This window comes from Halomonas dongshanensis, from assembly GCF_024790395.1.
In the GTDB taxonomy this organism is placed as follows: Bacteria; Pseudomonadota; Gammaproteobacteria; order Pseudomonadales; family Halomonadaceae; genus Vreelandella; species Vreelandella dongshanensis.
In genome coordinates, this window is the sequence record NZ_JAJISC010000007.1 from 174,720 (window position 1) to 197,035 (window position 22,316).

Here is a 22,316-nt window from a genome sequence, read left to right on the forward strand (position 1 = left end):
GGGCTGTGTCATCAAAGCAGCATTGCCGCGCCCCAGCCAAACGCAACCAGCGGTATGTTGTAGTGCAAAAAAGTGGGCACCACGCTATCCCAGATATGATCGTGCTGGCCATCGACGTTGAGACCCGATGTTGGTCCAAGGGTGGAGTCTGAGGCGGGCGAGCCTGCATCACCCAGCGCTGCTGCCGTGCCTACGAGTACCACCGTGGCCAAAGGCGAAAAGCCGAACTGGACAGCGAGGGGAACGAAGATCGCCGCAATGATGGGGATGGTCGAAAACGACGAGCCAATCCCAAGAGTGATGAACAACCCCACCAGCAGCATGGAGAGCGCTGCCAGGCCTTTGTTATCGCCAAAGAGATCAAAGGCGCCGGTCACCAGCGAATCGATGGCGCCGGTGGTTTTCATCACTTCGGCAAAACCGGAGGCTGAAATCATGATGAAGCCAATCAGCGCCATCATACGCATGCCGCTGGTGAAGAGGTCATCGGCTTCGCGCCATTTGAAGATCCCGCCCATGGAGAGCAGGCCGATACCCACAAGCCCGCCGAGAATCATCGAGCCGGTATAGAGCTGCAATCCAAGGGCTGCGACGATCGCCACACCGGACATTATCAATCCTAGACGGTGCGGCTCGACAGGCGTATGCGTGGGTTCGCTACCTTGTCCGGCAAGCTCCATGGGTGCGTAGTGACGCTTGCGGCGATAGCTAAATAGCAGCGCTACCAAAAGGCCAAGCGCCATCCCTCCCACGGGAATCGCCATGCCCAGCGGCAGCATGGCGCGGTCGATGGCCAGCCCCAAAGGCGCACCGGCGCTGTTGAGGTTGGCCAGAAGAATGTCGTTTAAGAAGATGGCGCCAAAGCCCACAGGCAGCAGCATGTAGGGAGCGGTCAAACCGAAGGTGAGCGCACAGGCGACGGCGCGGCGGTCGAGCGCTAGCTTGTTCATCACCACCAGCAGCGGTGGGATGAGCACGGGAATGAACGCAATGTGCACCGGAATGGCGTTTTGCGATGAGATCGCCACGGCCAGAATGGCCATTAGCAACAGCATTTTGACGCGCCCACGGTGCTTGTCGGTCGCCTCACGCCCGAGTAGCGCGATCAAACGGTTGGCAAGAATGTCCGGCAACCCCGAGCGGGAGATGGCCACGGCGAAAGCACCCAGCGTCGCGTAGGCCAAGGCCACCTGCGCGCCTCCTCCCACGCCGTCGTTGAAGGCCGACAGGGTATCACTAAGCGAAAGGCCGCCAGCGAGCCCTCCCACGATGGCACCCAGTACCAGCGCGAAGACCACCGACACCCGGGCAAGCGAAAGCGCCACCATCACCAGTACGGCAAGTATCACTGCGTTCATGCAACATCCTAGAGCGTATTAAAGGGCGGGAAACGAAGGGTCGAGATTCTACCAGATCGCTTAATACGCAGCAGGCGCATTTGGCCCTTTCGACACCTATCGCCCTTCTTCTGTCGCCTTATCACTCCAGCTAATTTACAGCTGCAACTTTAGTCGCCTCGATATTGCTGCTTTGCAACATCGCACCTAGGCTTGGTTCTCATTGTTCACCCCCTTTGCTCGCGCTGCCCTGGAGACGTCATGAGCACACTGGCTATCGTCGTATCCCTACTACTGCTGATGTACTTGGCCTATCGCGGCATCACGGTGCTACTGCTAGCGCCTCTGATGGCGGCGCTAGCAGTCATTTTGTCGGGCGATATCGCCTATCTCCTACCGATCTACACCGATACGTTCATGCAGGCGTTGGGCGGTTACGTCATCCAGTTCTTTCCGCTATTCCTATTTGGGGCGCTGTTTGGGCAATTAATGGCGGACTCGGGCGCAGCTCAGGCTATCGCGCAGGGGATCGTGACGCGCATCGGGCGGCGGCACGTGGTGCTTACGGTCGTCATGGCCTGCGCCTTGCTCACCTATGGCGGCGTGTCGCTGTTCGTCGTGGCCTTTGCCATCTACCCCATTGGGCGCGAACTCTTTCGTCAGGCCGACATTCCCAAGCGCTTGATTCCTGCCGCCATCGCTCTAGGTGCCTTTACCTTCACCATGACGGCGCTGCCAGGCACGCCCGCCATTCAAAACGCCATTCCCATCCCCTATTTCGAAACCAACAGCTTCGCCGCGCCTGGGCTTGGCATCATCGCCGGACTGATCATGCTGGGGCTGGGCAGCGTCTACTTGCAAACGCGGGTCAATAAAGCGGCAGCCAACGGTGAAGGCTACGGTCATCACACCGAGCGCGAAGCGCCCCTGGATGACAGCGAAGCGTCTTCTAACATGTCGTTAGCACTGGCGCTGATTCCCCTCGTGATGGTGATCGGACTCAATGCCCTGTTCACCTACGGCGTCTTTCCAGCGCTTGATCTTGGCTATATCGACGCCGCCTTCGATAACGTCTCTTCAAGCGGCCAGACTGGACTCTGGTCGATTCTGATCGCGTTACTCAGCGCTTCAGCCTGGCTCATGGTCACACGCTGGCGCCATTGGTTGGATCTCAAAGCAACCGTGAATAAAGGGATCTTCGGATCGCTGCTGCCGATCTTCAACACCGCCTCCGAGGTGGGCTATGGCGCGGTAATCGCAGGGCTTGCCGGTTTTGCCCTCATTCGCGATGCGGTACTCAACGTGTCGCCAGACAACCCGCTGATTTCCGAGGCATTGGCCATGAGCGTGCTGGCAGGTATTACCGGCTCCTCCTCCGGCGGGCTCTCCATTGCGCTGGATACGCTGGGCGCCGAGTACCTGGCCATGGCCGAAGCCGCTGGCATTTCGCCCGAACTGATGCATCGCGTGGCAACGCTTGCCGCCGGAGGCATGGACACCCTGCCCCACTCCGGCGCGGTCATTACCCTGCTGGCGATTTGCGGCCTAACGCACCGCCAGTCTTACGCCAACGTTGCCATGGTCACCATCGTGCTACCAATCGTTGCCTTGATCAGCGTCATTACGCTGGGAACGCTCTTTGGTAGCTTCTGATCGCGTATACTCTCGGATCACTGCCTACGAGCAGTATGCTACCTACGTAAGGAATCCCAGCCTTGCTGGAACAAACCCTAGTACAAACGCTGATTCTGCTCGGTGCAACGGTCTTCGTCGTGCTGCTGTTTCAGCGTTTTCGCATTCCCCCGAGCCTGGCCTATTTGCTGGTCGGCGTGATGCTGGGTTCGCATACGGCCGGGCCCGTGCTCGAACAGACCCACATCAGCATGATCGCCGAATTCGGCATCGTCTTTCTGCTTTTCACCATTGGTCTGAGCTTCTCGCTGCCGCAAATCTACGCGCTACGCCATACCATCTTGGGTCTGGGTAGCGCCCAGGTCGCTCTTACCACCCTCGTGCTTGCCCTCTTTGCTTGGTGGGTGGGGCTTTCAGGCGCGGCCGCTTTCGTAGTGGGCGCGGTGTTCACCCAATCGTCTACCACGGTGATTACCAAACAGCTGATGGAGCAGGGCGAAAACCAGACCCGTCATGGGCGCTTGGCGACCACGCTTTCGGTGTTTCAAGACATCACCGCCGTACCGTTCGTAGTGGTGATTCCCGTGCTCGGGGCCGCAGCTGCGGCACAGGTGGCCGGCGCGCTTGGCGTTGCCCTGCTCAAAGCGCTGGCAGCCCTTGCACTGGTACTCATTGCTGGGCGTTACGCCCTTAGGCCGCTCTTTCACCTCGTGGCCCAACGCCGCTCGGCGGAGCTTTTTACCCTAACGGTGCTGTTCGTATCGCTGGTGGCCGCCTGGGTCACCGACGCCCTGGGGCTATCGATGGCCTTTGGCGCCTTCCTGGCGGGCATGGTGCTAGGTGAAACCGAATTTCGTCATCAGATCGAGACGACCATTCGCCCTTTCCGCGATGTCCTGCTCGGGCTTTTTTTCGTCAGCATCGGCATGCTGGTGGAGCCAGACGCACTCCTGCTGATTTGGCCTCAAGCGCTCATGGGCGCGGCGCTGTTACTGGGCGTCAAAACGCTGATCGTGATGATCGTGGTGCGCCTTTCTGGGATCGATGCGCCTACCGCTTTTCGCACCGGACTGCTCTTGGCCGTCGGCGGCGAGTTCGGTTTTGCCCTGCTGGCCATCGGTCTCGAGCACACCATTATCGCCTCCGAACCCGCCCAGGTCGTTCTGGCATCGGTGTTGGTCTCCATCGTGGTCGCGCCTTTCTTGATTCGCTACAACCAACCTTTGGCCGCTTGGCTATTTAAACCCGGAAGTCGTCAGGAGATCGACGACGCACCACCGCCTGCCTCCGAACGCTATGCCCAGCACGTGATCATTTGCGGCTATGGGCGAACCGGACAGGTCATCAGCCATTTTCTGGAGAGCGAGTCGCTTAAGTACGTGGCGCTCGATCTCGACGCAACCATCGTCAAGGAGGCGCGGCTGGCCGGGCATCCGGTGTTCTATGGCGACGCTTCTGACCCCGTGGTGTTGGAGAGTGTGGGCCTGGCCAAGGCGCGACTGTTGATCATCGGCCACGATGATCGCACCGCCGCACTACGTACCCTCGTCCACGTGCGCCAGCTAGGGCTTTCGCTGCCCATCGTCGTGCGTACCCACGATGAGGCAGGCACCGATGAGCTGCGAGCGGCAGGTGCGACCGAGGTGATCCCCGAAACGCTGGAGAGCGGCATGGTCATGGCCATGCACTCGTTATTGGCACTCGAGGTCCCCATGTGGCGCGTCACCCGACGGTTGCAAGAGCAGCGCGTTCGTCGCTACCCGCTGCTCAAGGAGCTGTTCAAGGGTAGCCTCGAACGTTTCGATGGCGAAGGCGACGAGCAGAGCGAACGGCTGCACTCGTTGCGCATTGACGCTGGCCACGCAAGCGTTGGCAAGCCGCTTGGGGAGCTTAAGCTACTCGCCGAGGAGGTTACTATCACCGCGCTGGTGCGCGAAGGCGAGCGCTACCGCGACCCTGACCCATCGATGCGGCTTCACCCCGGCGACGTCTTGGTGCTTCTAGGCACTAACGAGCACCTGGAACGCGCCGAGCGGCGCTTACTCGATTAGCGCTAAGCGCTCTGGCTCGATTAACCCCAAACGCGCTGGCTAACGATATGGGTGCAAAATGCGCTACCATCGACGATTGCATTTTGCACTGTGTGATTTTCTTCTTACTTTCGCGAACCGGTGATGGCTGCCAATGAGTGAATACGACCCACGGCTCGACGCCGATCAATCCCGTTTATGCGGCGATGCGCTGCCACCCGTCGAGCAGCACGTACGCCAATACGAGACGGTTCGTAACGCCCATGAAACGGAGCTGATCGAAGACTACGTCGAGCTGATCGGTGATCTTATCGAACATCGCGGCGAAGCGCGTGCCGCCGACCTTGCCAATCGCATGGGGGTGAGCCAAGCGACGGTTTCCAAGATGATTCGTCGTCTCAACGAACTGGGCTTGGTCAATAGCCGTCCTTACCGCTCCCTGTTTCTGACCCAAGCGGGCCAGGATATGGCGCAAACTTCCCGCGCGCGTCACGATGTCGTGCTGCACTTCCTACGCGCCCTTGGCGTGCCCGACACCACTGCCCGTATCGATGCCGAAGGCATGGAGCATCACGTCAGCGACGAGACGCTCACTATCATGCAGCGCTTTACAGAACGCCAGAGCGCCAACAACTAACCCCCTACAGCGCACGATAAGCCGATAACCGATTCACCTGTGTCACGTCACCGTTCCAGATCATTTCGAGATGGGCCGTCTGTACCGCCTCAGTGACGTGGCGTGGCGTCATCAGCGCCCAGCAGTGGGCCTCTTGCCTGCGCACCGAGTGATAGCGAAGCCCAGGCAGCTGACGGTACGCCGCTTCGCCCCACTGGCGCGACATGCGATAGTCATCCGGCGCATAAATCGGATGCGTGAGCGGCAGCACAGTAGCATCGCCACAGCCCCCTTCATCGAAGTCGAACTTTAGCGCGCGAAACACGAAGCGATCGTAGTGCAGCCCTTCTACGCGGCGCCAGTAGTGCTGTTGGTGATGTTTGACCTCGGCTATCGCGGTTTCCAGCGTATCGGCAAGATAGAGCACACCGAACTCGCCACGGCTAAACCGCGATCCGCTGGGATTGACGTGAGTGAAGGGCCCCGCCGCGTAGGAGCAGCCGCGAATACCGAACGGGATCTCCTTGGGCGGCAAGAGCGCAAGATTGCCCGCCTCGTTTTGCAACCTTGGGTTGGTCAAGGCCTGAAGCGCATGGAGTGCCGCGAACTCTTCGGCATCGGCAACATCGTCAAAAAGCGCAATGGGGGGGAACTTGCTGTTGATCAAACGATGACCCACTTGACGGGCAGCGGGAAGACGCGGCAAGGCGGCAACGTCGTCAGCGCTTGCGGCTACCACTGCCCACCTCGCAGGCTATCGATGCGCTTGAAGGTTTCATATAGCGCGGCGAACTCACCGCTACCCATGATGGCCAGTGGCGTACGACCGTTGAAGAACGGCGTGTGGTTGGGCATGTTGACGAAGCCATAGAGGTTCTCGGGGTTTTCGAACAGCAGCCGCAGCGTCGCATGGATATTGAGCACGTAGCTGATGCGCGCAAGCTGGTCGGCATCGAGCTTGATCGCGCTAAGATCATTACGCCGCGCCCGCGCGTAGGTACTGTGCGATACGCGCAGGATCGCCTCGCCCTGCTCTCCCGTTGCCTGCCATTTATCAAGAATGCGCACGGCCGCTTTTAGACCTGTCGCGGCCGCCGCCTTGTTATCGGCGCTATGCTTATCGACACCGTGCTTATCGATACCATGCGCTACATCAAGCATCGCTGCCTCCACTGAGTGATGAATCTACAAACACAAAATAAATAAATATGTATTTACAGACACACTAGCACAGTAAGCGTTCCGCGTCGTGGCGTTTTTCTATGCGCTCTTCTCCTGCGCTTTCATACCGATGTGTCTTTTGCCGCCCTAGCTCACTCCGCAGAGGCTTGCCCTTCTTCCGCTAAGCGCTCCAGGGCATCGAGTGCTTCAATGCTGGCATCGAGTTCGCGAGTCGCCTCATCAAGCTTGGCTTCACGCTCGCGAATCTCTTCGTCATCTTGCTCGGCAAGCGCTTCATCGAGATCGGCCTGGCGCTCTTCTACCTCTGCCCGATGCTCATCGACCTCCTCTTGGGCTTCGCGCAGAAGCCCTTCATCGGTGCAGTTTTCCTCGATTGCCGCTAAGGCCCGTTCCAACCCGCGCACGCGATGGGTATTGTGATGCTCGCGGGCGTACTCGAGCTGTGACTGTACATCGTCGCGCTTGATCGCGCAGAGCCTACCTCCAGCCTCCTCCTCGCCAATAGCGAGCGAGGAAAACGTCAAAGCGCCCATTACGCTGAGCGCACTCACAGCAACGATACGTTGCTTCTTCATAAACCACCTCCTGGAATCGTCACGCGCCTACGGCGTGCTTTCAAGATCGCACTGAGTATCGACCGCCTAGCATCATGACAAAATAGCAGCGTGACGAAAGCGTGATATGCATATCTAAAAACATAATTTAGGAATAAAAAAATATCTTTTATCATAAAAAAGAATAAGGAATATATTCCATATATGCCAGGGAGAGCCGTCTCAATGAATTTACAACAGCTGCGCATCGTACGTGAGACCGTACGCCGCCACTTCAATCTGACCGAGGCCTCTAACGCCCTGTTCACCTCACAGTCAGGCGCCAGCAAACACATTCGCGATCTTGAGGACGAATTAGGAGTCGAGCTTTTCGAGCGTCGGGGCAAGCGCATTCTGGGGCTCACCGTGGCTGGCCAAGGGCTGATCGACTTCATCGAACGTATTCTCTTGGACGTCGAAAACCTCAAACGCTCGGCGCATCAGTTGACCCATGAGGATCAAGGGAGCCTCGGTATTGCCACAACGCATACCCAGGCGCGCTATGCACTGCCGCCGATCATCGCTCGGTTCAAGCAGGCCTTTCCCAAGGTGCACCTGGAGCTACACCAGTGCGGCCCGGACGAGATCGTCTCGCTATTGAAAGCAGGCAAGGTGGATATCGGCATCGCCACCGAAGCGCTGCACGAAGAGAATCAGCTATTTGCCTGCTTTCCGTTCTACCACTGGTATCACGGCGTCATCGTTCCCGACCATCACCCTTTGAACGACGCTGCCCCGTTGACGCTCGAGCGTATCGCCGAATATCCCATCGTCACCTATCACGATGGTTTTACCGGACGAACGCGTATCGACCAGGCCTTCGCCGCCGCCGAGCTCTATCCGGACATCGTGCTGACGGCGCTGGATGCCGACGTGATCAAGACTTATGTCGAGCTCGAGATGGGCGTAGGCGTCATCGCCTCGATGGCCTACCACGAGCAGCGCGACCGTGGCCTCACCCTGCTAGATGCAAGCGCACTGTTCCCGCGTAACACCACCTACCTCGCGCTGCGCCGCGGCCACTTCTTACGCGGTTATGCCTATCAGTTCTTGAAGCTCTGCCGCGAGAACCTGGACGAAGAGACCGTGCAGCGGGTACTGGCAGGGCGCCAAGGCGATTTCGCTGGGCTATAGAGACGGCGCGCTTAAGCTAAAAAAGTAATAAGCAATCCATTTTATATTCGTTATTGATTCTAAAGGCATTGCGTAGGCTATCCCTCATAACGTCATTGACTTACTCGCGACACAAGGGAACCGCCATGAATCTCACCGCACCGCCCACGCTCTGGTCACTTTCCAAACTCACCGCGTCGATTCTGATCGGCGGCGCGCTTCTAGGCGCCACCCTCGGCGTCAGCTCGCACGCTCAAGCACAGCCTGAGCGCGTCGAGCTGCTCAACGTCTCCTACGACCCAACCCGCGAGTTCTACCGCGCCTACAACCAGCTCTTCGCCGAGCACTGGCGCGAAGGGCACGACCAGGAAGTGACCGTACGCCAGTCGCATGGCGGCTCGGGCTCCCAGGGACGCTCGGTGATCGACGGCATCGATGCCGACGTGGTCACCCTGGCGCTGGCCTACGATATCGATGCGCTTCACGACCGGGGCAATCTGATTCCCGACGATTGGCAGACGCGGCTGCCGCACAATAGCTCCCCTTATACATCGACCATCGTGCTGCTAGTGCGCAACGGTAACCCTAAGAACATTCAGGGCTGGGACGACTTGATTCGCGACGACGTCGAGGTAATCACGCCCAACCCCAAGACCTCCGGCGGCGCGCGCTGGAACTTCCTAGCGCTCTGGGGCTATGGCTTGGAGCAGTTCGACGGCGACGAGGAGCAGACCTTCGATTTCGTCCGCCAGGTCTTCGAGAACGTCCCGGTGCTCGACTCCGGCGCGCGCGGAGCCACCAACACCTTCGTTCAGCGCCGCCTGGGCGACGTCTTGCTTGCCTGGGAGAACGAAGCGATCCTCTCGGTGGAGCAGCTGGGTCAGGGCGATTTCGAGATCGTAGTGCCCGAGCAGAGCATTCTGGCCGAGCCGCCCGTGGCCGTGGTCGATGCCAACGTCGAGCGTAAGGGCACCCGCGATGTCGCCGAAGGCTATCTCGAGTATCTCTACTCCGATGAGGCCCAAGCATTGGCCGCGCAGCACTACTATCGCCCCATCGACGAGGCGGTGCTGGCCGAGTATGCCGATACCTTCCCGTCGCTTGAGCTGTTCACTATCGACGAGGTCTTTGGCGGCTGGCGTGAGGCGCAGGCGCGCTTCTTCAACGACGGCGGCGTTTTCGATGAAATTCTGGAAGCGATCAACGCCCCCTGATTTGCCCTGATAGTCGCCTCGTTCCATCTCTCGCCGGGGCGCGCTCCTCGGCGAGAGATAACGCCAGTCGAAGGAATATCGTCATGTCGATCACGCTTGCCCGTCGTCGCGTCATACCGGGCTTCGGTCTGACCATGGGGTTCACCCTGCTCTACATGGGGCTGATCTTTCTGGTGCCGGTCGGCGCCTTTTTGCTCTACACCACGACCATGAGCTGGGACACCTTCTGGCACGCCGTGACCCAGCGCCAGGTCGTGGCCTCCTACAAGCTCTCCTTTGGGGGCTCGCTCATCGCCGCCACGATCAACCTGTTCTTCGGTGCGCTGCTGGCCTGGGTATTGGTGCGCTACCGTTTTCCCGGCAAGCGCTTGATCGATGCGCTGGTCGATCTGCCCTTCGCTCTGCCCACGGCGGTGGCGGGGATCGCGCTGGTCACCCTTTACGCCAGCACCGGTTGGGTCGGGCAGTACCTCGAACTCTTTGGCGTGCGCGTCGCCTACACCCAGCTCGGCGTGGTCGTGGCGCTGACCTATATCGGTCTGCCTTTCGTCGTGCGCACCGTACAGCCGGTGCTAGAGGATCTGGAAGCCGAGTGGGAGGAGGCCTCGGCAAGCCTCGGAGCCGACCGTTTCACGACCATTCGTCGGGTCATCTTTCCCGCGCTTTTTCCGGCGCTGCTGACCGGCTACGCCCTGGCGTTCGCGCGCGCGCTGGGCGAGTACGGTTCGGTGGTCTTCATCTCGGGCAATCTGCCCTTTCGCACCGAAATCACGCCGCTATTGATCGTCGCCAAAGCCGAGCAGTACGACTACCACGGCGCCGCCGCCATCGGCACGGTGATGCTCGTCGTCGCCTTCGCGATGCTGCTGGTCATCAACGGCCTGCAGTGGTGGACCAGCCGTCGTCACGGTTAATTAGCAAGGGAGCTTAGAGTGAACACATCCAATCAAGCGGCGAGCGAGGTGGATCGAGCCGATACGCCTACGGCCAGTGATAACGACGCGCTGGCCAAACGCTGGCGTCGCGCCACCGAGGAGCCCGCCTGGCTCAAGGTAACGCTGATCACCGTTGCCCTCGCCTTCGTTGCGCTGTTTCTGGTGCTACCGCTCTCCGTCGTGCTCTTTGGGGCCTTCGAGCGCGGCATCGCGACCTGGCTCGAGGCCATTCGCGACCCCGATGCGCTATCGGCCATTCGTCTGACGCTTTTGATCGTCGCCATCGTGGTACCGCTCAATACCCTGTTCGGCATCGCCGCGGCCTGGGCCATCGCCAAGTTCGAGTTTCGCGGCAAGCCGATTCTGATCTCGCTGATCGACATGCCGTTTGCCATTTCGCCGGTGGTGGTGGGGCTGATCTTCGTCATCCTGTTCGGCTCCCAGGGTTGGCTCGGGCCTTGGCTCGCCGCCCATGATCTGCGCATCATCTTCGCCGTTCCCGGCATCGTCATCGTCATCGCTTTTGGCACCCTACCGTTCATTGCCCGCGAGCTGATTCCCTTGATGCAGCAGCAGGGCAAAGAGGAAGAGGAAGCCTCTCTTACCCTTGGCGCCAGCGGCTTCAAGACCTTCTGGCACGTCACCCTGCCCAACATCAAGTGGGGGCTGATCTACGGCATCATTTTGTGTAACGCCCGGGCGATGGGGGAGTTCGGCGCCGTTGCCGTGGTGTCCGGGCGCATTCGGGGCGAAACCAACACCGTGCCGCTGCATATCGAGGTGCTCTACAACGAGTACATGTTCACCGCCGCCTTCGCCGTTTCGTCACTGCTAACTGGGCTTGCGCTGGTCACCATCGCAATCAAAAGCGTCGTCGAGTGGCAAGACGAGCGTCGCCAGCGCCGCGCCGCCGCCTGAGCCTAACGTTTAACGCTTTATCACAGGGATTTTCGCATGAGCATCGAAATCGACCGCGTCAATAAACGCTTTCGCGACTTCGTCGCGGTGGACGACGTCAGCCTGACCTTTCGCGAAGGTGAGCTGACCGCCCTGCTCGGCCCTTCGGGGTCGGGCAAGACCACGCTACTGCGCATCATCGCCGGGCTCGAGCAGCCCGATACCGGGCGCATTCGCTTTCACGGTGAAGATACCACCGACCTACACGTGAGTAAGCGTGGCGTCGGCTTCGTCTTTCAGCACTACGCGCTGTTCAAGCACATGACGGTGTTTCAAAACGTCGCCTATGGATTGACCGTACGCCCGCGCGCTACGCGCCCTACTAAAGATGAGATCAAGCAGAAGGTCATGCGCCTTCTGGAGCTCGTTCAGCTCGACTGGACCGCCCACCGCTACCCGCATCAACTCTCCGGCGGCCAGCGCCAGCGAATCGCGCTGGCCCGAGCGCTGGCGGTCGAGCCCAAGGTGCTGCTGCTCGACGAGCCCTTCGGCGCGCTGGATGCCAAGGTGCGCGCCGAGCTCAGGCGCTGGCTGCGCCGCCTGCACGACGATATCCACGTCACCAGCGTGTTCGTCACCCACGATCAGGAGGAAGCGCTCGAAGTCTCCGACCGGGTCGTGGTGATGAACAAGGGTCGCGTCGAGCAAGATGGCTCACCCGAGGAGGTCTACGACCACCCGGCTAACCCATTCGTCTACCGCTTCTTGGGTAACGTCAATCTCTTCGAGGCACGAGTGCATCAGGGTAGCGCCCATATCGGCGGCATCGCCCTGCCCGCACCGGAGTACGCCGACCAGCGCAACGAGCACGGGCACGCCTACGTGCGCCCTCACGAGATCGAGGTGTTCGCGCGCCAAGAGCACGCCGACGCATTGCCCGCCAAGGTGGAGCTGGTATCGGTGGTCGGTCCCGCCGTGCGTTTGGAACTGCACACCGATGCCAGCGACGCATTGGTTCACGCCGAGCTCCCCAAGCATCGCTACCGCGCCCTGGGTCTTTCTCAGGGCAGCGACGCCTGGATTCGCCCGCTACATAGCCGGGTGTTTCTACCCGATGAGCGCGTGCTCAATGGCTAAGCGCCTGCTTGGCAGTTGGCAGCGCCTCATCGCTCGGGCGTGTAGCGCATCGCACGCGCCAAACGGTGCCTCTGCCTTTGGCCCCCGCGATATCGTCGATTGGCTGGATGCGCCTTGAGCCTTGTGGGCTGCTACACTGCTCGGCGTCTTCGCCCGAGGAGTCACCATGACGCGCACCCACCACCCCGCCCCCACTTTCCAGCTGCGCCTGGCCCTTGCCCGCGACGTGGTCATCGGGCCTGGAAAAGCAGCACTGCTCGATGCAGTCGAGCGTACGGGGTCGATCTCCGCTGCCGGGCGCACGCTCAATATGAGCTACAAAAAAGCCTGGCAGCTCATCGACACCATGAACCGCCACTTTTCCGCGCCGCTGGTTGTGACGCAGGCGGGTGGCCATGAGCGTGGCGGCGCGCAGTTGACCGAACTAGGTCGGCAGGTATTGGCTCACTATCGCGCGCTCGAACGCAAACTTTCACCGAGCGTGTCGGCCGAGGCCCAGGCGCTGATCGACCTATTGGGCAGACCCGCTGATGCTTCCCCGCTTGATTCTACTTAAGCGACTAGATATGCTCCGCTATATCCAAACGGACACAACGGAAGCTGCGCTATGAACCTACGCTCTACTGCTCTGCCTTTCTTCACTGCTCTGGTCACAGGGCTGAGCTTGCCCCTTTCGTCCTTGGCACTCGCTAGCGAACAGATCCACGTGGCCGCTGCGGCCTCGCTTACCGATGCCTTCAACGCCGCCATCGACGCCTATGAGCGTGATCACGACGTCGAGATCGTGCCGGTCTACGCCTCTTCCTCCACGCTGGCGCGCCAGATCGTTAACGGAAGCCCAGCGGCACTGTTCATTTCCGCCAACGTCGAGTGGATGGATTGGCTCGAGCAGCAAGGCGTGGACGTGGAGGAGCGCAGCGATCTACTGCAAAACCGTCTGGCGCTGGTATCGGCAAGCGATGCTTTACCCGACACCTTCACGCCCGGCGAGGGCGAACCGATCGTCTCGCTTTTAGGCGACGACGAACGTCTTTCGGTAGGCGACCCTGACCACGTGCCGGCAGGCATTTACACTCAGCAAGCACTGGAAGCACTTGGCGAGTGGAACGAACTGGCGCCACGGCTTGCCCGCGGCAACGACGTACGCGCCGCCCTCACGCTGGTCGAGCGCGGCGAAACGCCCGCCGGCGTGGTCTATCAAACCGACGCTTTCGCAAGCGACGCGGTGCGCGTGCTGGGTCTCTTCCCAACCGATAGCCATGAACCTATCACCTATCCCGCCGCCCTGATCGGTCACGACAACGAAGCCGCCGACGCGCTGCGCCAGTGGCTGGGTAGCGATGAAGCGCTGGCAATTTTTGCCGAGTACGGCTTCGATACCGACGTTGAAACCCCGTGACGCTCTCGCCCGCCGAGTGGGAAGCCATTCGGCTGAGTCTTTTGATCGGCTTTGCGGCGGTGGCGTGGATTCTGCCGCCGGGCATCGCGGTGGCGTGGTGGCTCGCGCGGTACGACTTCAAAGGCAAGGCCATCGTCGATGGGTTGATTCACTTACCGCTAGTGCTACCGCCGGTGGTGGTCGGCTATCTGCTGCTGATCGCGCTAGGCCGACAAGGCGTGATCGGCAGCTGGCTCTATAGCGTCTTTGGCGTCTCGCTGCCGTTCACCTGGCAAGGGGCGGCGGTGGCCAGCGGCGTAATGGCGTTTCCACTTTTAGTGCGCGCGCTGCGGCTTTCGCTCGAAGCGGTCGACCCCAAGCTCGAGGCGGCAGCCAGCACCCTGGGGGCCGGGCGACTGCGCGTATTCGCTACCATCACCCTACCGCTTGCCATTCCAGGGCTTTTGACCGGTACGGTATTGGCCTTTGCCCGCGCGCTCTCCGAATTCGGTGCCACCATCACCTTTGCCTCCAACATTCCGGGCGAGACGCGAACGCTACCGCTGGCGCTCTATACCCTGATTCAGTCTGCGGGCCAGGAAGGCGCTGCGGCACGGCTGTGCCTAATTTCCATCGTGATCGCGCTGATGTCACTCATCGCCTCCGAGTGGCTAGCCCGGCGCACACGATTACGTTTGCAGGAACGCGATGGCTGATACCCCTTCTAGCAGACTGTGCCTGGACGTCGACCAGCGCCTAGGCCAGTTTCATCTTCAAGCAGCGCTCGATCTCCCTGGTCATGGCGTGACCGGCATCTTTGGCACCTCGGGCAGCGGCAAGACGAGCGTCTTACGCGTTATCGCCGGGCTCGAACGCCCCTCGCGCGGGCGCTTTACGCTGGGTGACAAGACCCTACTCGATACCCAACGCCGCCGCTTCGTACCGCCTCATCGGCGCCGCATTGGCGTGGTGTTCCAGGAAGCAAGACTCTTCCCGCATTACAGCGTGCGCCGTAACCTCACCTATGGCATACCCCATGGAGTAAAAGCTCAAGCGATATCGCATTTCGATGATACCGTCGAACTCTTGGGAATTAGCGCGCTGCTCGACAGAATGCCGGGCACTCTTTCCGGCGGTGAAGCGCGACGCGTGGCCATCGGCCGAGCGCTGTTAAGCGACCCTCAGCTCCTGCTGATGGACGAACCCCTCACTGGGCTCGATGGCGCGCGCAAGGCCGAGCTTTTGCAGTACATTTTGCGCCTGACCCAGCAAGTCGAGATCCCGGTCATCTACGTAAGCCACGACCCGGACGAGATCACGACCATTGCCGACCATCTGGTACTCATGCGCGCGGGCCGGGTGGAGGCCAGCGACCGCTTACCGGCGCTACTGCAGCGCTTCGATCTTACCCAAGCGCTTTCCGGCTTCGATGCCACCTCGATTCTCGAAGGTTGCGTCAGCGCCTGTGATCCTGACTATCACCTGATCCGCGTGGCGCTCGATCAAGATCATCATCTCACCCTACCCGGCGTTCTCCACGAAGGTAGCCGCGTACGCCTGCGTATCCGCGCACGCGACATCGCCATTGCGCTCACGCCGCTTAAGGGCACCAGCTACCGCAACCAGCTACCGGCTACGATCGATGCCATCACGACCCTGCCAGAGAGCCCCCATACCGTCGAGCTTCGTCTACGCCTTGGAGCGCATCGCCTACGCTCGCGGCTAACCAAACAAGCCTTCGATGAGCTGGCACTCGCCGAGGGCCAGGAGATCGTCGCGCTAATTCGCAGCGTCGCGGTGAATGCGTTGTGAGATTACGAACACCATGAAAAAGCCATGGCGTTTAAGCTGCTTTACACCTTTCGTATGTCGAATAAGCTTTACGACTTTAACCATTAAGCGCGTCAACCCGATGTTGTTAGCCTTGAGGCCCACCCGCCTTAGTCACCATCAGGAGACGCACCATGACGCTAACCGCTGCCCCTTCGGGAAAATTTCTCTGGTTTTTACCTACCCACGGCGATGGCCGCTACCTGGGCACCGCGAAAGGGGGTCGAAAGGTCGACTTCGGCTACCTGCGCCAAGTCGCCCAGGCGGCCGATCAACTAGGCTTTTATGGCGTCCTTTTGCCCACGGGGCGCAGTTGTGAAGACTCCTGGGTCATCGCCTCGGCGCTAGCGCCTGCTACCGAGAAGCTGCGCTTTCTCGTCGCGGTGCGACCAGGGCTACAGACGCCGACGGTTGCAGCGCGGATGACGGCAACGCTTGATCGCATATCCAATGGACGGCTTTTGATCAATGTGGTCACTGGGGGCGACCCGGTAGAAAACAGGGGCGATGGTGTTTTTCTGCCACACGATCAGCGCTACGAAGTCACACGCGAATTTCTCACCATTTACCGCGATCTGCTGGCGGGGAAAAACGTCAGCTATGCGGGCAAGCACCTGCGCGTAGAGGATAGTGAATTGATCTATCGCGCCGCTCAAACTCCGCACCCGCCGCTCTACTTTGGCGGCTCTTCGGTCGCGGGCATTCAGGTGGCTGCCGAGACGGTAGATAAATACCTCACCTGGGGCGAACCGCCCGCTCAAGTGGCAGATAAACTCGCCACCGTAAAGGAAGCGGCCAAGCGCGAAGGACGGACGCTGAGCTTTGGCATTCGCCTGCATGTCATCGTACGCGACACCGATGCCGAAGCCTGGGCAGCGGCAGATAAACTCATCGAACACTTGGACGACGACACCATTGCCGCTGCCCAGTCAACGCTTGCCCGTATGGATTCAGAGGGCCAGCGGCGCATGGCGGCGCTCCACGGTGGGCGTCGCGACCGCCTCGAAATCAGTCCTAATCTGTGGGCGGGCGTGGGGTTGGTGCGCGGCGGGGCCGGTACGGCATTGGTAGGGAGCCCAGAAACGGTGGCGGCGCGTATCCGCGAGTACATGGCGATCGGCATCGACACTTTCATTTTCTCAGGCTACCCCCACCTTGAAGAGGCCTACCATTTCGGCGAGAAGGTACTGCCGCTTTTGCCCAAAGACCACACCGCAGCTCATATCGATACGGCCAGCACACCTCAGTATGGTGAAATCATCGCCAATAATGCCATACCACGCTAATAAAACAGCCCGAGCCCGCCTTGTAGGGTAAACAACCCTCGTTAAGGAGTCGCACATAATATCTTGCCCTATCAACGGCGAAATAACATAACAGCTTGTACCTGCAAGGCGTGGCCTATTTAAAAGTCGGCGAGTGGAGACAAAACAAGGGGTGCAACTAGCGAAAAACAATATTTAAGCACTTTAATTGAGCATCCCTTTCGGACACGCGCGTAAAAAATGTTTCTTAAAGTTATATAGCATTCTAAAAAAATAGCAGGAATAACAATTATAAAAACTCATGTATTGCTCTGAGACGTGATAACACGCATCATTCATGAAACCGTGGTTTCAGGAAATCGTCATGTCGTTCGCCTCGAAAGAGCGCTCCTTTCTTGCCCGTGTTCGCCACGCACTGCCCTCCTTGCACCCTGCCGAGCGGCGGCTGGGGGAGTTCGTCTGCGATTTTCCCGGTGAGCTTGCAAGCTACAATGCTCAAGAGTTGGCGCGCTTTGCCAAGGTATCCAAGGCGACGGTGTCGCGCTTCGTTCGGCGCCTAGGGTATGACAACTATGAAGCCGCGCGTAGGCATGCCCGTGAAGAACAAACCACCGGGTCGCGCCTGTTCCTTCCCGCTCACCCTCAGGCTCCCTCCGAATCGTGGCTTGCCCAGGGGTTGGCCTTTAGCAAAGACAACCTGGATAGAAGCTTTGCAGCCATCACGCAAACCGATATCGATGCCGTCGCCAACGCTTGGCTTGCGGCGCGAAGAATCTGGGTGATGGGCTATCGCGCCAGCCGCCCGCTGGCCGATTATTTGCGCTGGCAGTTGCTTCAGGTTTCGAATGAGATCGCCGTGATTCCCGGTGCGGGCGAAACCCTGGGCGAGCACCTGATCAACATTCGGCCTGAAGACAGTGTGATCGTTCTGGGACTACGCCGCCGAGTCGCAACCACAGAACAGCTGCTGAGCAGCGTCAAGGAGTGCGGCGCCTCGCTGGTGTATATCACCGACGAGGGCACGGCTGCCCATCCTCACGCAACGTGGCACTTTCGCTGCCATACCCATTCGTCCGGGCCGCTGTTCAACCACACCGCCGTCATGACGCTCTGTCATCTTCTCATCATGCGCACCATCGAACTGGCCGGCGACAACTCGAAACACCGGCTGAGCCAGATCGAAACCCTGAACGATCACTTCGAAGAGCTCTAGCCGATTCATTGCGACCCGCGCTCGCCTCTATAGTCTTCGCAGAGCCCCGCCTATGTACCGGGCGCACACTTCCAGTTCACGTCCTTCATAAAACGCACCTTCAGGGTGCGCTTTTTCTTTTATCCTGCCACCGCCCTCCTCGTCATTTTCTGATCAGCCTACTGTTTTTCATATGAAATTTAAATTTCATATGACTTGCGGCATGAAATATGAATCTGCTTTTTAAACACTGCATAGGGATGCGCGGTGAAACAGACGCCCAAGTGGCATCCCCCATCACCCCATCGATAACAGGAAGCTCTCATGATCAAGCGCACTCTTCTCGTATCCGCTCTTTCCGCCGCCGTTGTCGGCAGTTTCGCCCAGGCCGATACGCTCTCGCTCAAAGTGCTCGGCCAACCCTCGGGCTCGGGTTTGATCGCCCAAAACAAGGAGCGGCCCTTCTTTGAAAACCTTGCCGAGCAAAGTGGCCTGAATGCCACCGTTCAGTACACACCGGTCGACGTGGCGGGGATCCCCGACACGGATGGGCTACGCGTTTTGAACTCGGGACTCTTCGATATCGTGTCGCTGCGCGGCCCACAGGTCAGCCGCGACGAGCCCTCGATACTCGGCATGGATCTGATCGGCCTGAACACCAGTTTCGAGACGGGTCGCGACAACGTCATGGCCTTTTATGATTATGTCGATTCGCGCCTGCAGGAGCGCTTCAACGCCAAGCTGCTGGGCGTGTGGCCCGCCGGACCGCAAGTCATCTTCTGCAACGAGGAGATCACCGGCCTGGACGACCTGCGAGGCCTTCGGGTACGCGTCGGTGATCAGAGTGCGGCCAACTTCATTGACCAACTGGGCGCCACCGGCATTTCGATGCCCTTCGGCGACGTTCAGCAAGCGCTTTCTCGCGGCGTCGTGGACTGCGGCATCACCGGGCCTGCGTCGGCCAACTCGGGCGGCTGGCCAGAAGCCACGACCACCGTGCTGCCCATCGCCCTGCAACTGGCGATCAATGGCTACGCCATCAACCTGAACACCTGGAACCGGTTGGACGCCACCCAGCAGTCTCAGCTGGAAACCGCGATTGCCGATCTGAGCGACGAGATATGGAGCTACTCGGAAGCCCTTTACGAAGATGCCATGCGCTGTAACGCCGGTGAATCCCCCTGCGAGTTCGGTAATCGCTATGCGCTGACGGAAGTGGCCGTCTCCGATGAAGACCTGGCCGAGGTCACCGCCGCCGTCGAGGAAGTGTCACTGCCGCTGTGGGCGACACAATGCAATAACGTGGCCGCCGACTGCGAAACCACCTGGCGTGAAACGGTCGGTGTGCAGCTGGGCCTGTAACCCCCTCCGGGAGACTCGTATGACTTTTTGTGCTCGCGTGATGGGCATCGTTTTCGGCACGCTCATGCTCCTGCTGGCCGTGCTGATCACCATCGAGACCCTGATTCGCAAATTCTTTTCGCTGTCGTTTGGTGGCATCGACGAGTTGGGCGGGTACGCCATCGCCGTGGCGGCGCCTCTGGCGTTCGGCGTCGCCATGATCGAACAGTCGCATATTCGTATCAATTTGCTGCACATGCGCCTGCCCACCGCCGTCAAGGCGGTCCTCAATGCACTGGCGGCCCTCTCGCTGGGGCTGCTGGCTGCGTTTTTGCTCTATTTCACCGCGCATACCGTGCTTGAGACACACGATTACCGCTCCATCGCGCAAACGCCGTGGGCCACACCGCTGATCTACCCTCAGGCCGTCTGGTTGGTGGCCATGAGCATCTTTGCCGTAAGCGCGGCCGTTCTCTCCTTGAAAGCGCTGTTATTGCTGATAAAGCGGGACTGGCCAGCGCTGAACCAGCGCTTTGGCCCCGCTTCAGCCAGCGAAGAGCTCGAGGCGGAGCTTTTCGATCTCAAACAGCGTGAAGAGGGAGCACAGCCATGAGCATTCCCGTTATCGTCGGCGCGTTCATGGTCATGCTCGCCCTGATGCTGCTGAGCCTGCCGGTTGCCGTTTCGATTTTGCTCGTGGGCGTGGCGGGCGGGTACCTGATGTACGGCGCCCCGTTGGTGAACATGATGGGCGGCGTCGTCTGGAGCAGTTTGAACAGCCCCTCGATGCTCGCCATTCCGCTGTTCATGCTGCTGGGGGAGCTGCTTTTGAGAGGCGGCATCGCGGATCGCATGTACGCCGCGCTGGCGGTGTGGTTCAACCGCCTGCCGGGCGGTTTGCTGCACACCAACATCGCCACGTGCACGCTCTTTTCCGCCACGTCCGGCTCTTCCGTGGCCACCGCGGCGACCGTGGGCACCATCGCTCTCCCCGCTCTCCAGCAGTATCGCTATCCCATTCGCCCCTCGCTTGGCTCGCTGGCCGCAGGCGGTACGCTGGGGATTCTCATTCCGCCCAGCATCAACCTGCTGGTCTACGGCCAGTTGGCCAATACCTCGGTCAGCCAACTCTTCGCGGCGGGGTTGATCCCCGGCATCGCTTTGGCGCTGCTGTTTTCGCTTTACCTGTGGCTCGCCCACGGCAAGGCAGGCAACGCTTCGCTGGTCGAGGTCAGTGTTTCACTCCAAGAGAAGCTGTCGCTTTCGAAGCACCTGATTCCCCCCCTGGTGATCTTTGGGGTGGTGATGGGCAGCATCTATGGCGGCCTGGCCACGCCGACCGAATCCGCCGCTATCGGCGTGGTCATCGCCCTTGGGTTCATCGCGTTCGGCGGCAAGCTGACGCTGGATCTACTGATCCACTGCTCGCTCCAGGCGGCCAAAACATCGGGCATGGTGATCATCGTCTTGATGTGCGCCCTGCTGCTGAACGTCACTATCTCGATGCTGGGCGTGACCCAGGCACTCACCCAGTGGGTCGCCTCGTTCGGCCTGACGGCCGTGACGCTGCTGCTGGTGCTCTTCGTCTTCTACGTGATTCTGGGGACTTTCATGGATGCCATGTCCATGCTGGTGCTGACCGTGCCCATTACCGCACCCATGGTCATGGCGGTGGGCATCGCCCCGATCTGGTTCGGGATATTCATCGTATTGATGTGTGAAATCGCGCTCATTACGCCGCCGGTGGGCATGAATCTGTTCGTGGTACAGGGCGTACGCAAGGATGGCGGCAGCTTCAACGATGTCATCGTGGGCTCGATTCCCTTCGTGGGCATCATGGTGCTCTTCACCCTTGCCACCATGATGTGGCCGGGCATCGTCATGTGGCTCCCCGACCTGCTGGCGGGGCGTTGAAACCATGACCACCGATCATTTGGGGGGGGCATCACCAGGCGCGACTCAGCGTATTCTGGTCATCAACCCCAATACCAATACGCAGGTCACCCGGGAAATTGGCCGCCTCGTGGAACAGCACGCCCTGAACGGCTTACACATTGACGTGACCAACCCCCGGACGGGCCCGCTCGCCATCGAGAACGCGACCGACAAAGCCGCCGCGACCCGGGAGGTAATGGCGCTGATCAAAGCGCGGCAGAGCGTTGACTACGCCGGCTGCATCATGGCCTGCTTCGATGACCTGGCCGTTCGAGAGGCACGCGAGCTGACACGGCGCCCGGTGGTGAGTTTGGCCGAAGCGGGCATGCGCGCAGCGGGGGGGCATGGCCTGCCTTTCACCGTCATTACCACCTTCGACGGCGCCGTGGAGACCATACATTCACTGAGCCGTGACTATGGTATCGATGCGCACTGCCGTATCGTGGCCACGGGTATCGGGGTATCGGAAACTGCCGCCCGAACGCCTCGCGCCGAAAAGCGCTTGCACGACGCCATCGTCGCTTCACTCGAACAGGGCGCCAGAGCCATCGTGCTGGGCTCAGGCGCTTTCGTAGGGCAAGCGGCTCCACTGAGTAAACGCTATGGGGTCGAGATAACCGATGGAATCAGTGACGCCATCCATTATGTGTGTAGCCCGCTCCTCGCCAAGTTTTCCAAGTAATCGACTA

The 22,316-nt window shown here is 60.1% G+C and carries 23 protein-coding genes; 19 read left to right on the plus strand and 4 right to left on the minus strand.

The window, feature by feature from the left end:
* Window positions 1–11: 11 nt before the first annotated feature.
* Window positions 12–1,358, minus strand: a complete 1,347-nt coding sequence (locus tag LLY24_RS15320) for a Na+/H+ antiporter family protein (RefSeq protein ID WP_259037166.1) — start codon at window positions 1,356–1,358, stop codon at window positions 12–14.
* Window positions 1,359–1,598: 240 nt separating this feature from the next.
* Here LLY24_RS15320 and LLY24_RS15325 point away from each other — a divergent pair, with 240 nt between their 5' ends.
* The 3 genes from LLY24_RS15325 (at window position 1,599) to mntR (ending at window position 5,636) form a co-directional block, all read left to right on the plus strand.
* Entirely contained in the window at window positions 1,599–2,990 is a 1,392-nt protein-coding gene (locus tag LLY24_RS15325) for a GntP family permease (protein ID WP_259037167.1), read from the plus strand.
* A 62-nt stretch (window positions 2,991–3,052) separates the two neighbouring features.
* Window positions 3,053–5,020 (plus strand): monovalent cation:proton antiporter family protein, encoded by a 1,968-nt coding sequence (locus tag LLY24_RS15330; RefSeq protein ID WP_259037168.1) that lies wholly within the window; start codon window positions 3,053–3,055, stop codon window positions 5,018–5,020.
* Window positions 5,021–5,153: 133 nt separating this feature from the next.
* Window positions 5,154–5,636, plus strand: coding sequence for a manganese-binding transcriptional regulator MntR (mntR, locus tag LLY24_RS15335; RefSeq protein WP_259037169.1), 483 nt, complete (start codon window positions 5,154–5,156; stop codon window positions 5,634–5,636).
* Window positions 5,637–5,640: 4 nt separating this feature from the next.
* On the opposite strand, the gene LLY24_RS15340 is transcribed toward mntR, so the two are convergent.
* The 3 genes from LLY24_RS15340 to LLY24_RS15350 form a co-directional block, all read right to left on the minus strand.
* Window positions 5,641–6,354 (minus strand): RES family NAD+ phosphorylase, encoded by a 714-nt coding sequence (locus tag LLY24_RS15340; RefSeq protein WP_259037170.1) that lies wholly within the window; start codon window positions 6,352–6,354, stop codon window positions 5,641–5,643.
* Window positions 6,348–6,776, minus strand: a complete 429-nt coding sequence (locus tag LLY24_RS15345; RefSeq protein ID WP_259037171.1) for an MbcA/ParS/Xre antitoxin family protein — start codon at window positions 6,774–6,776, stop codon at window positions 6,348–6,350. Before LLY24_RS15345 ends, LLY24_RS15340 begins: the two co-directional genes overlap by 7 nt.
* Before the next feature lie 152 nt (window positions 6,777–6,928).
* Window positions 6,929–7,372, minus strand: a complete 444-nt coding sequence (locus tag LLY24_RS15350) for a DUF1090 domain-containing protein (RefSeq protein WP_259037172.1) — start codon at window positions 7,370–7,372, stop codon at window positions 6,929–6,931.
* Between the two features lie 204 nt (window positions 7,373–7,576).
* On the opposite strand from LLY24_RS15350, the gene LLY24_RS15355 reads away from it, so the two are divergent.
* The 16 genes from LLY24_RS15355 to LLY24_RS15430 all read left to right on the plus strand — a co-directional run bounded on the left by LLY24_RS15355 (window position 7,577) and on the right by LLY24_RS15430 (window position 22,309).
* Entirely contained in the window at window positions 7,577–8,524 is a 948-nt protein-coding gene (locus tag LLY24_RS15355) for a CysB family HTH-type transcriptional regulator (protein WP_259037173.1), read from the plus strand.
* A gap of 125 nt (window positions 8,525–8,649) precedes the next feature.
* Window positions 8,650–9,717 (plus strand): sulfate ABC transporter substrate-binding protein, encoded by a 1,068-nt coding sequence (locus LLY24_RS15360; RefSeq protein WP_259037174.1) that lies wholly within the window; start codon window positions 8,650–8,652, stop codon window positions 9,715–9,717.
* An 83-nt stretch (window positions 9,718–9,800) separates the two neighbouring features.
* Window positions 9,801–10,631 carry a sulfate ABC transporter permease subunit CysT gene (cysT, locus tag LLY24_RS15365; RefSeq protein ID WP_259037175.1) on the plus strand — a complete coding sequence of 277 codons (831 nt, stop codon included), beginning with the start codon at window positions 9,801–9,803 and terminating at the stop codon, window positions 10,629–10,631.
* A gap of 90 nt (window positions 10,632–10,721) precedes the next feature.
* Complete coding sequence (gene cysW, locus LLY24_RS15370; protein ID WP_259037228.1) at window positions 10,722–11,570, plus strand: sulfate ABC transporter permease subunit CysW; 849 nt, start codon at window positions 10,722–10,724, stop codon at window positions 11,568–11,570.
* Window positions 11,571–11,606: 36 nt separating this feature from the next.
* Window positions 11,607–12,686 (plus strand): sulfate/molybdate ABC transporter ATP-binding protein, encoded by a 1,080-nt coding sequence (locus LLY24_RS15375; RefSeq protein WP_259037176.1) that lies wholly within the window; start codon window positions 11,607–11,609, stop codon window positions 12,684–12,686.
* Window positions 12,679–12,804, plus strand: coding sequence for a hypothetical protein (locus tag LLY24_RS15380; RefSeq protein WP_259037177.1), 126 nt, complete (start codon window positions 12,679–12,681; stop codon window positions 12,802–12,804). The genes LLY24_RS15375 and LLY24_RS15380 overlap by 8 nt, the downstream gene beginning before the upstream one ends.
* A 48-nt stretch (window positions 12,805–12,852) precedes the next feature.
* Window positions 12,853–13,242, plus strand: a complete 390-nt coding sequence (locus tag LLY24_RS15385; protein WP_259037178.1) for a winged helix-turn-helix domain-containing protein — start codon at window positions 12,853–12,855, stop codon at window positions 13,240–13,242.
* A 51-nt stretch (window positions 13,243–13,293) separates the two neighbouring features.
* Complete coding sequence (gene modA, locus LLY24_RS15390; protein ID WP_259037179.1) at window positions 13,294–14,085, plus strand: molybdate ABC transporter substrate-binding protein; 792 nt, start codon at window positions 13,294–13,296, stop codon at window positions 14,083–14,085.
* Window positions 14,082–14,780, plus strand: a complete 699-nt coding sequence (modB, locus tag LLY24_RS15395; RefSeq protein ID WP_259037180.1) for a molybdate ABC transporter permease subunit — start codon at window positions 14,082–14,084, stop codon at window positions 14,778–14,780. Before modA ends, modB begins: the two co-directional genes overlap by 4 nt.
* A complete protein-coding gene (gene modC / locus LLY24_RS15400; RefSeq protein ID WP_259037181.1) occupies window positions 14,773–15,876 on the plus strand; it encodes a molybdenum ABC transporter ATP-binding protein in 1,104 nt (367 codons plus the stop codon). Before modB ends, modC begins: the two co-directional genes overlap by 8 nt.
* Before the next feature lie 152 nt (window positions 15,877–16,028).
* Entirely contained in the window at window positions 16,029–17,180 is a 1,152-nt protein-coding gene (ssuD, locus tag LLY24_RS15405; RefSeq protein ID WP_259037182.1) for an FMNH2-dependent alkanesulfonate monooxygenase, read from the plus strand.
* 343 nt (window positions 17,181–17,523) lie between these two features.
* The gene (locus LLY24_RS15410) at window positions 17,524–18,372 is read left to right on the plus strand and encodes a MurR/RpiR family transcriptional regulator (protein ID WP_259037183.1); all 849 of its coding nucleotides are present in this window, start codon (window positions 17,524–17,526) and stop codon (window positions 18,370–18,372) included.
* A 303-nt stretch (window positions 18,373–18,675) separates the two neighbouring features.
* On the plus strand, window positions 18,676–19,713 hold the full coding sequence (locus tag LLY24_RS15415; RefSeq protein ID WP_259037184.1) for a TRAP transporter substrate-binding protein: 1,038 nt from the start codon (window positions 18,676–18,678) through the stop codon (window positions 19,711–19,713).
* 19 nt (window positions 19,714–19,732) lie between these two features.
* The gene (locus LLY24_RS15420) at window positions 19,733–20,305 is read left to right on the plus strand and encodes a TRAP transporter small permease subunit (protein WP_259037185.1); all 573 of its coding nucleotides are present in this window, start codon (window positions 19,733–19,735) and stop codon (window positions 20,303–20,305) included.
* A complete protein-coding gene (locus LLY24_RS15425) occupies window positions 20,302–21,606 on the plus strand; it encodes a TRAP transporter large permease (RefSeq protein ID WP_259037186.1) in 1,305 nt (434 codons plus the stop codon). The genes LLY24_RS15420 and LLY24_RS15425 overlap by 4 nt, the downstream gene beginning before the upstream one ends.
* A 4-nt stretch (window positions 21,607–21,610) precedes the next feature.
* On the plus strand, window positions 21,611–22,309 hold the full coding sequence (locus LLY24_RS15430; protein WP_259037187.1) for an aspartate/glutamate racemase family protein: 699 nt from the start codon (window positions 21,611–21,613) through the stop codon (window positions 22,307–22,309).
* Window positions 22,310–22,316: the final 7 nt, after the last annotated feature.

Coding starts and splice junctions, on each gene's coding strand:
- LLY24_RS15430 (WP_259037187.1), top strand. CDS start 21,611: ATGACCACCGATCATTTGGGGGGGGCATCACCAGGCGCGACTCAGCGT.
- modC (WP_259037181.1), top strand. CDS start 14,773: ATGGCTGATACCCCTTCTAGCAGACTGTGCCTGGACGTCGACCAGCGC.
- ssuD (WP_259037182.1), top strand. CDS start 16,029: ATGACGCTAACCGCTGCCCCTTCGGGAAAATTTCTCTGGTTTTTACCT.
- LLY24_RS15350 (WP_259037172.1), bottom strand. CDS start 7,372: ATGAAGAAGCAACGTATCGTTGCTGTGAGTGCGCTCAGCGTAATGGGC.
- LLY24_RS15375 (WP_259037176.1), top strand. CDS start 11,607: ATGAGCATCGAAATCGACCGCGTCAATAAACGCTTTCGCGACTTCGTC.
- LLY24_RS15425 (WP_259037186.1), top strand. CDS start 20,302: ATGAGCATTCCCGTTATCGTCGGCGCGTTCATGGTCATGCTCGCCCTG.
- LLY24_RS15355 (WP_259037173.1), top strand. CDS start 7,577: ATGAATTTACAACAGCTGCGCATCGTACGTGAGACCGTACGCCGCCAC.
- LLY24_RS15420 (WP_259037185.1), top strand. CDS start 19,733: ATGACTTTTTGTGCTCGCGTGATGGGCATCGTTTTCGGCACGCTCATG.
- LLY24_RS15345 (WP_259037171.1), bottom strand. CDS start 6,776: ATGCTTGATGTAGCGCATGGTATCGATAAGCACGGTGTCGATAAGCAT.
- modA (WP_259037179.1), top strand. CDS start 13,294: ATGAACCTACGCTCTACTGCTCTGCCTTTCTTCACTGCTCTGGTCACA.
- LLY24_RS15410 (WP_259037183.1), top strand. CDS start 17,524: ATGTCGTTCGCCTCGAAAGAGCGCTCCTTTCTTGCCCGTGTTCGCCAC.
- LLY24_RS15320 (WP_259037166.1), bottom strand. CDS start 1,358: ATGAACGCAGTGATACTTGCCGTACTGGTGATGGTGGCGCTTTCGCTT.
- LLY24_RS15325 (WP_259037167.1), top strand. CDS start 1,599: ATGAGCACACTGGCTATCGTCGTATCCCTACTACTGCTGATGTACTTG.
- LLY24_RS15380 (WP_259037177.1), top strand. CDS start 12,679: ATGGCTAAGCGCCTGCTTGGCAGTTGGCAGCGCCTCATCGCTCGGGCG.
- cysT (WP_259037175.1), top strand. CDS start 9,801: ATGTCGATCACGCTTGCCCGTCGTCGCGTCATACCGGGCTTCGGTCTG.
- LLY24_RS15385 (WP_259037178.1), top strand. CDS start 12,853: ATGACGCGCACCCACCACCCCGCCCCCACTTTCCAGCTGCGCCTGGCC.
- mntR (WP_259037169.1), top strand. CDS start 5,154: ATGAGTGAATACGACCCACGGCTCGACGCCGATCAATCCCGTTTATGC.
- LLY24_RS15360 (WP_259037174.1), top strand. CDS start 8,650: ATGAATCTCACCGCACCGCCCACGCTCTGGTCACTTTCCAAACTCACC.
- LLY24_RS15415 (WP_259037184.1), top strand. CDS start 18,676: ATGATCAAGCGCACTCTTCTCGTATCCGCTCTTTCCGCCGCCGTTGTC.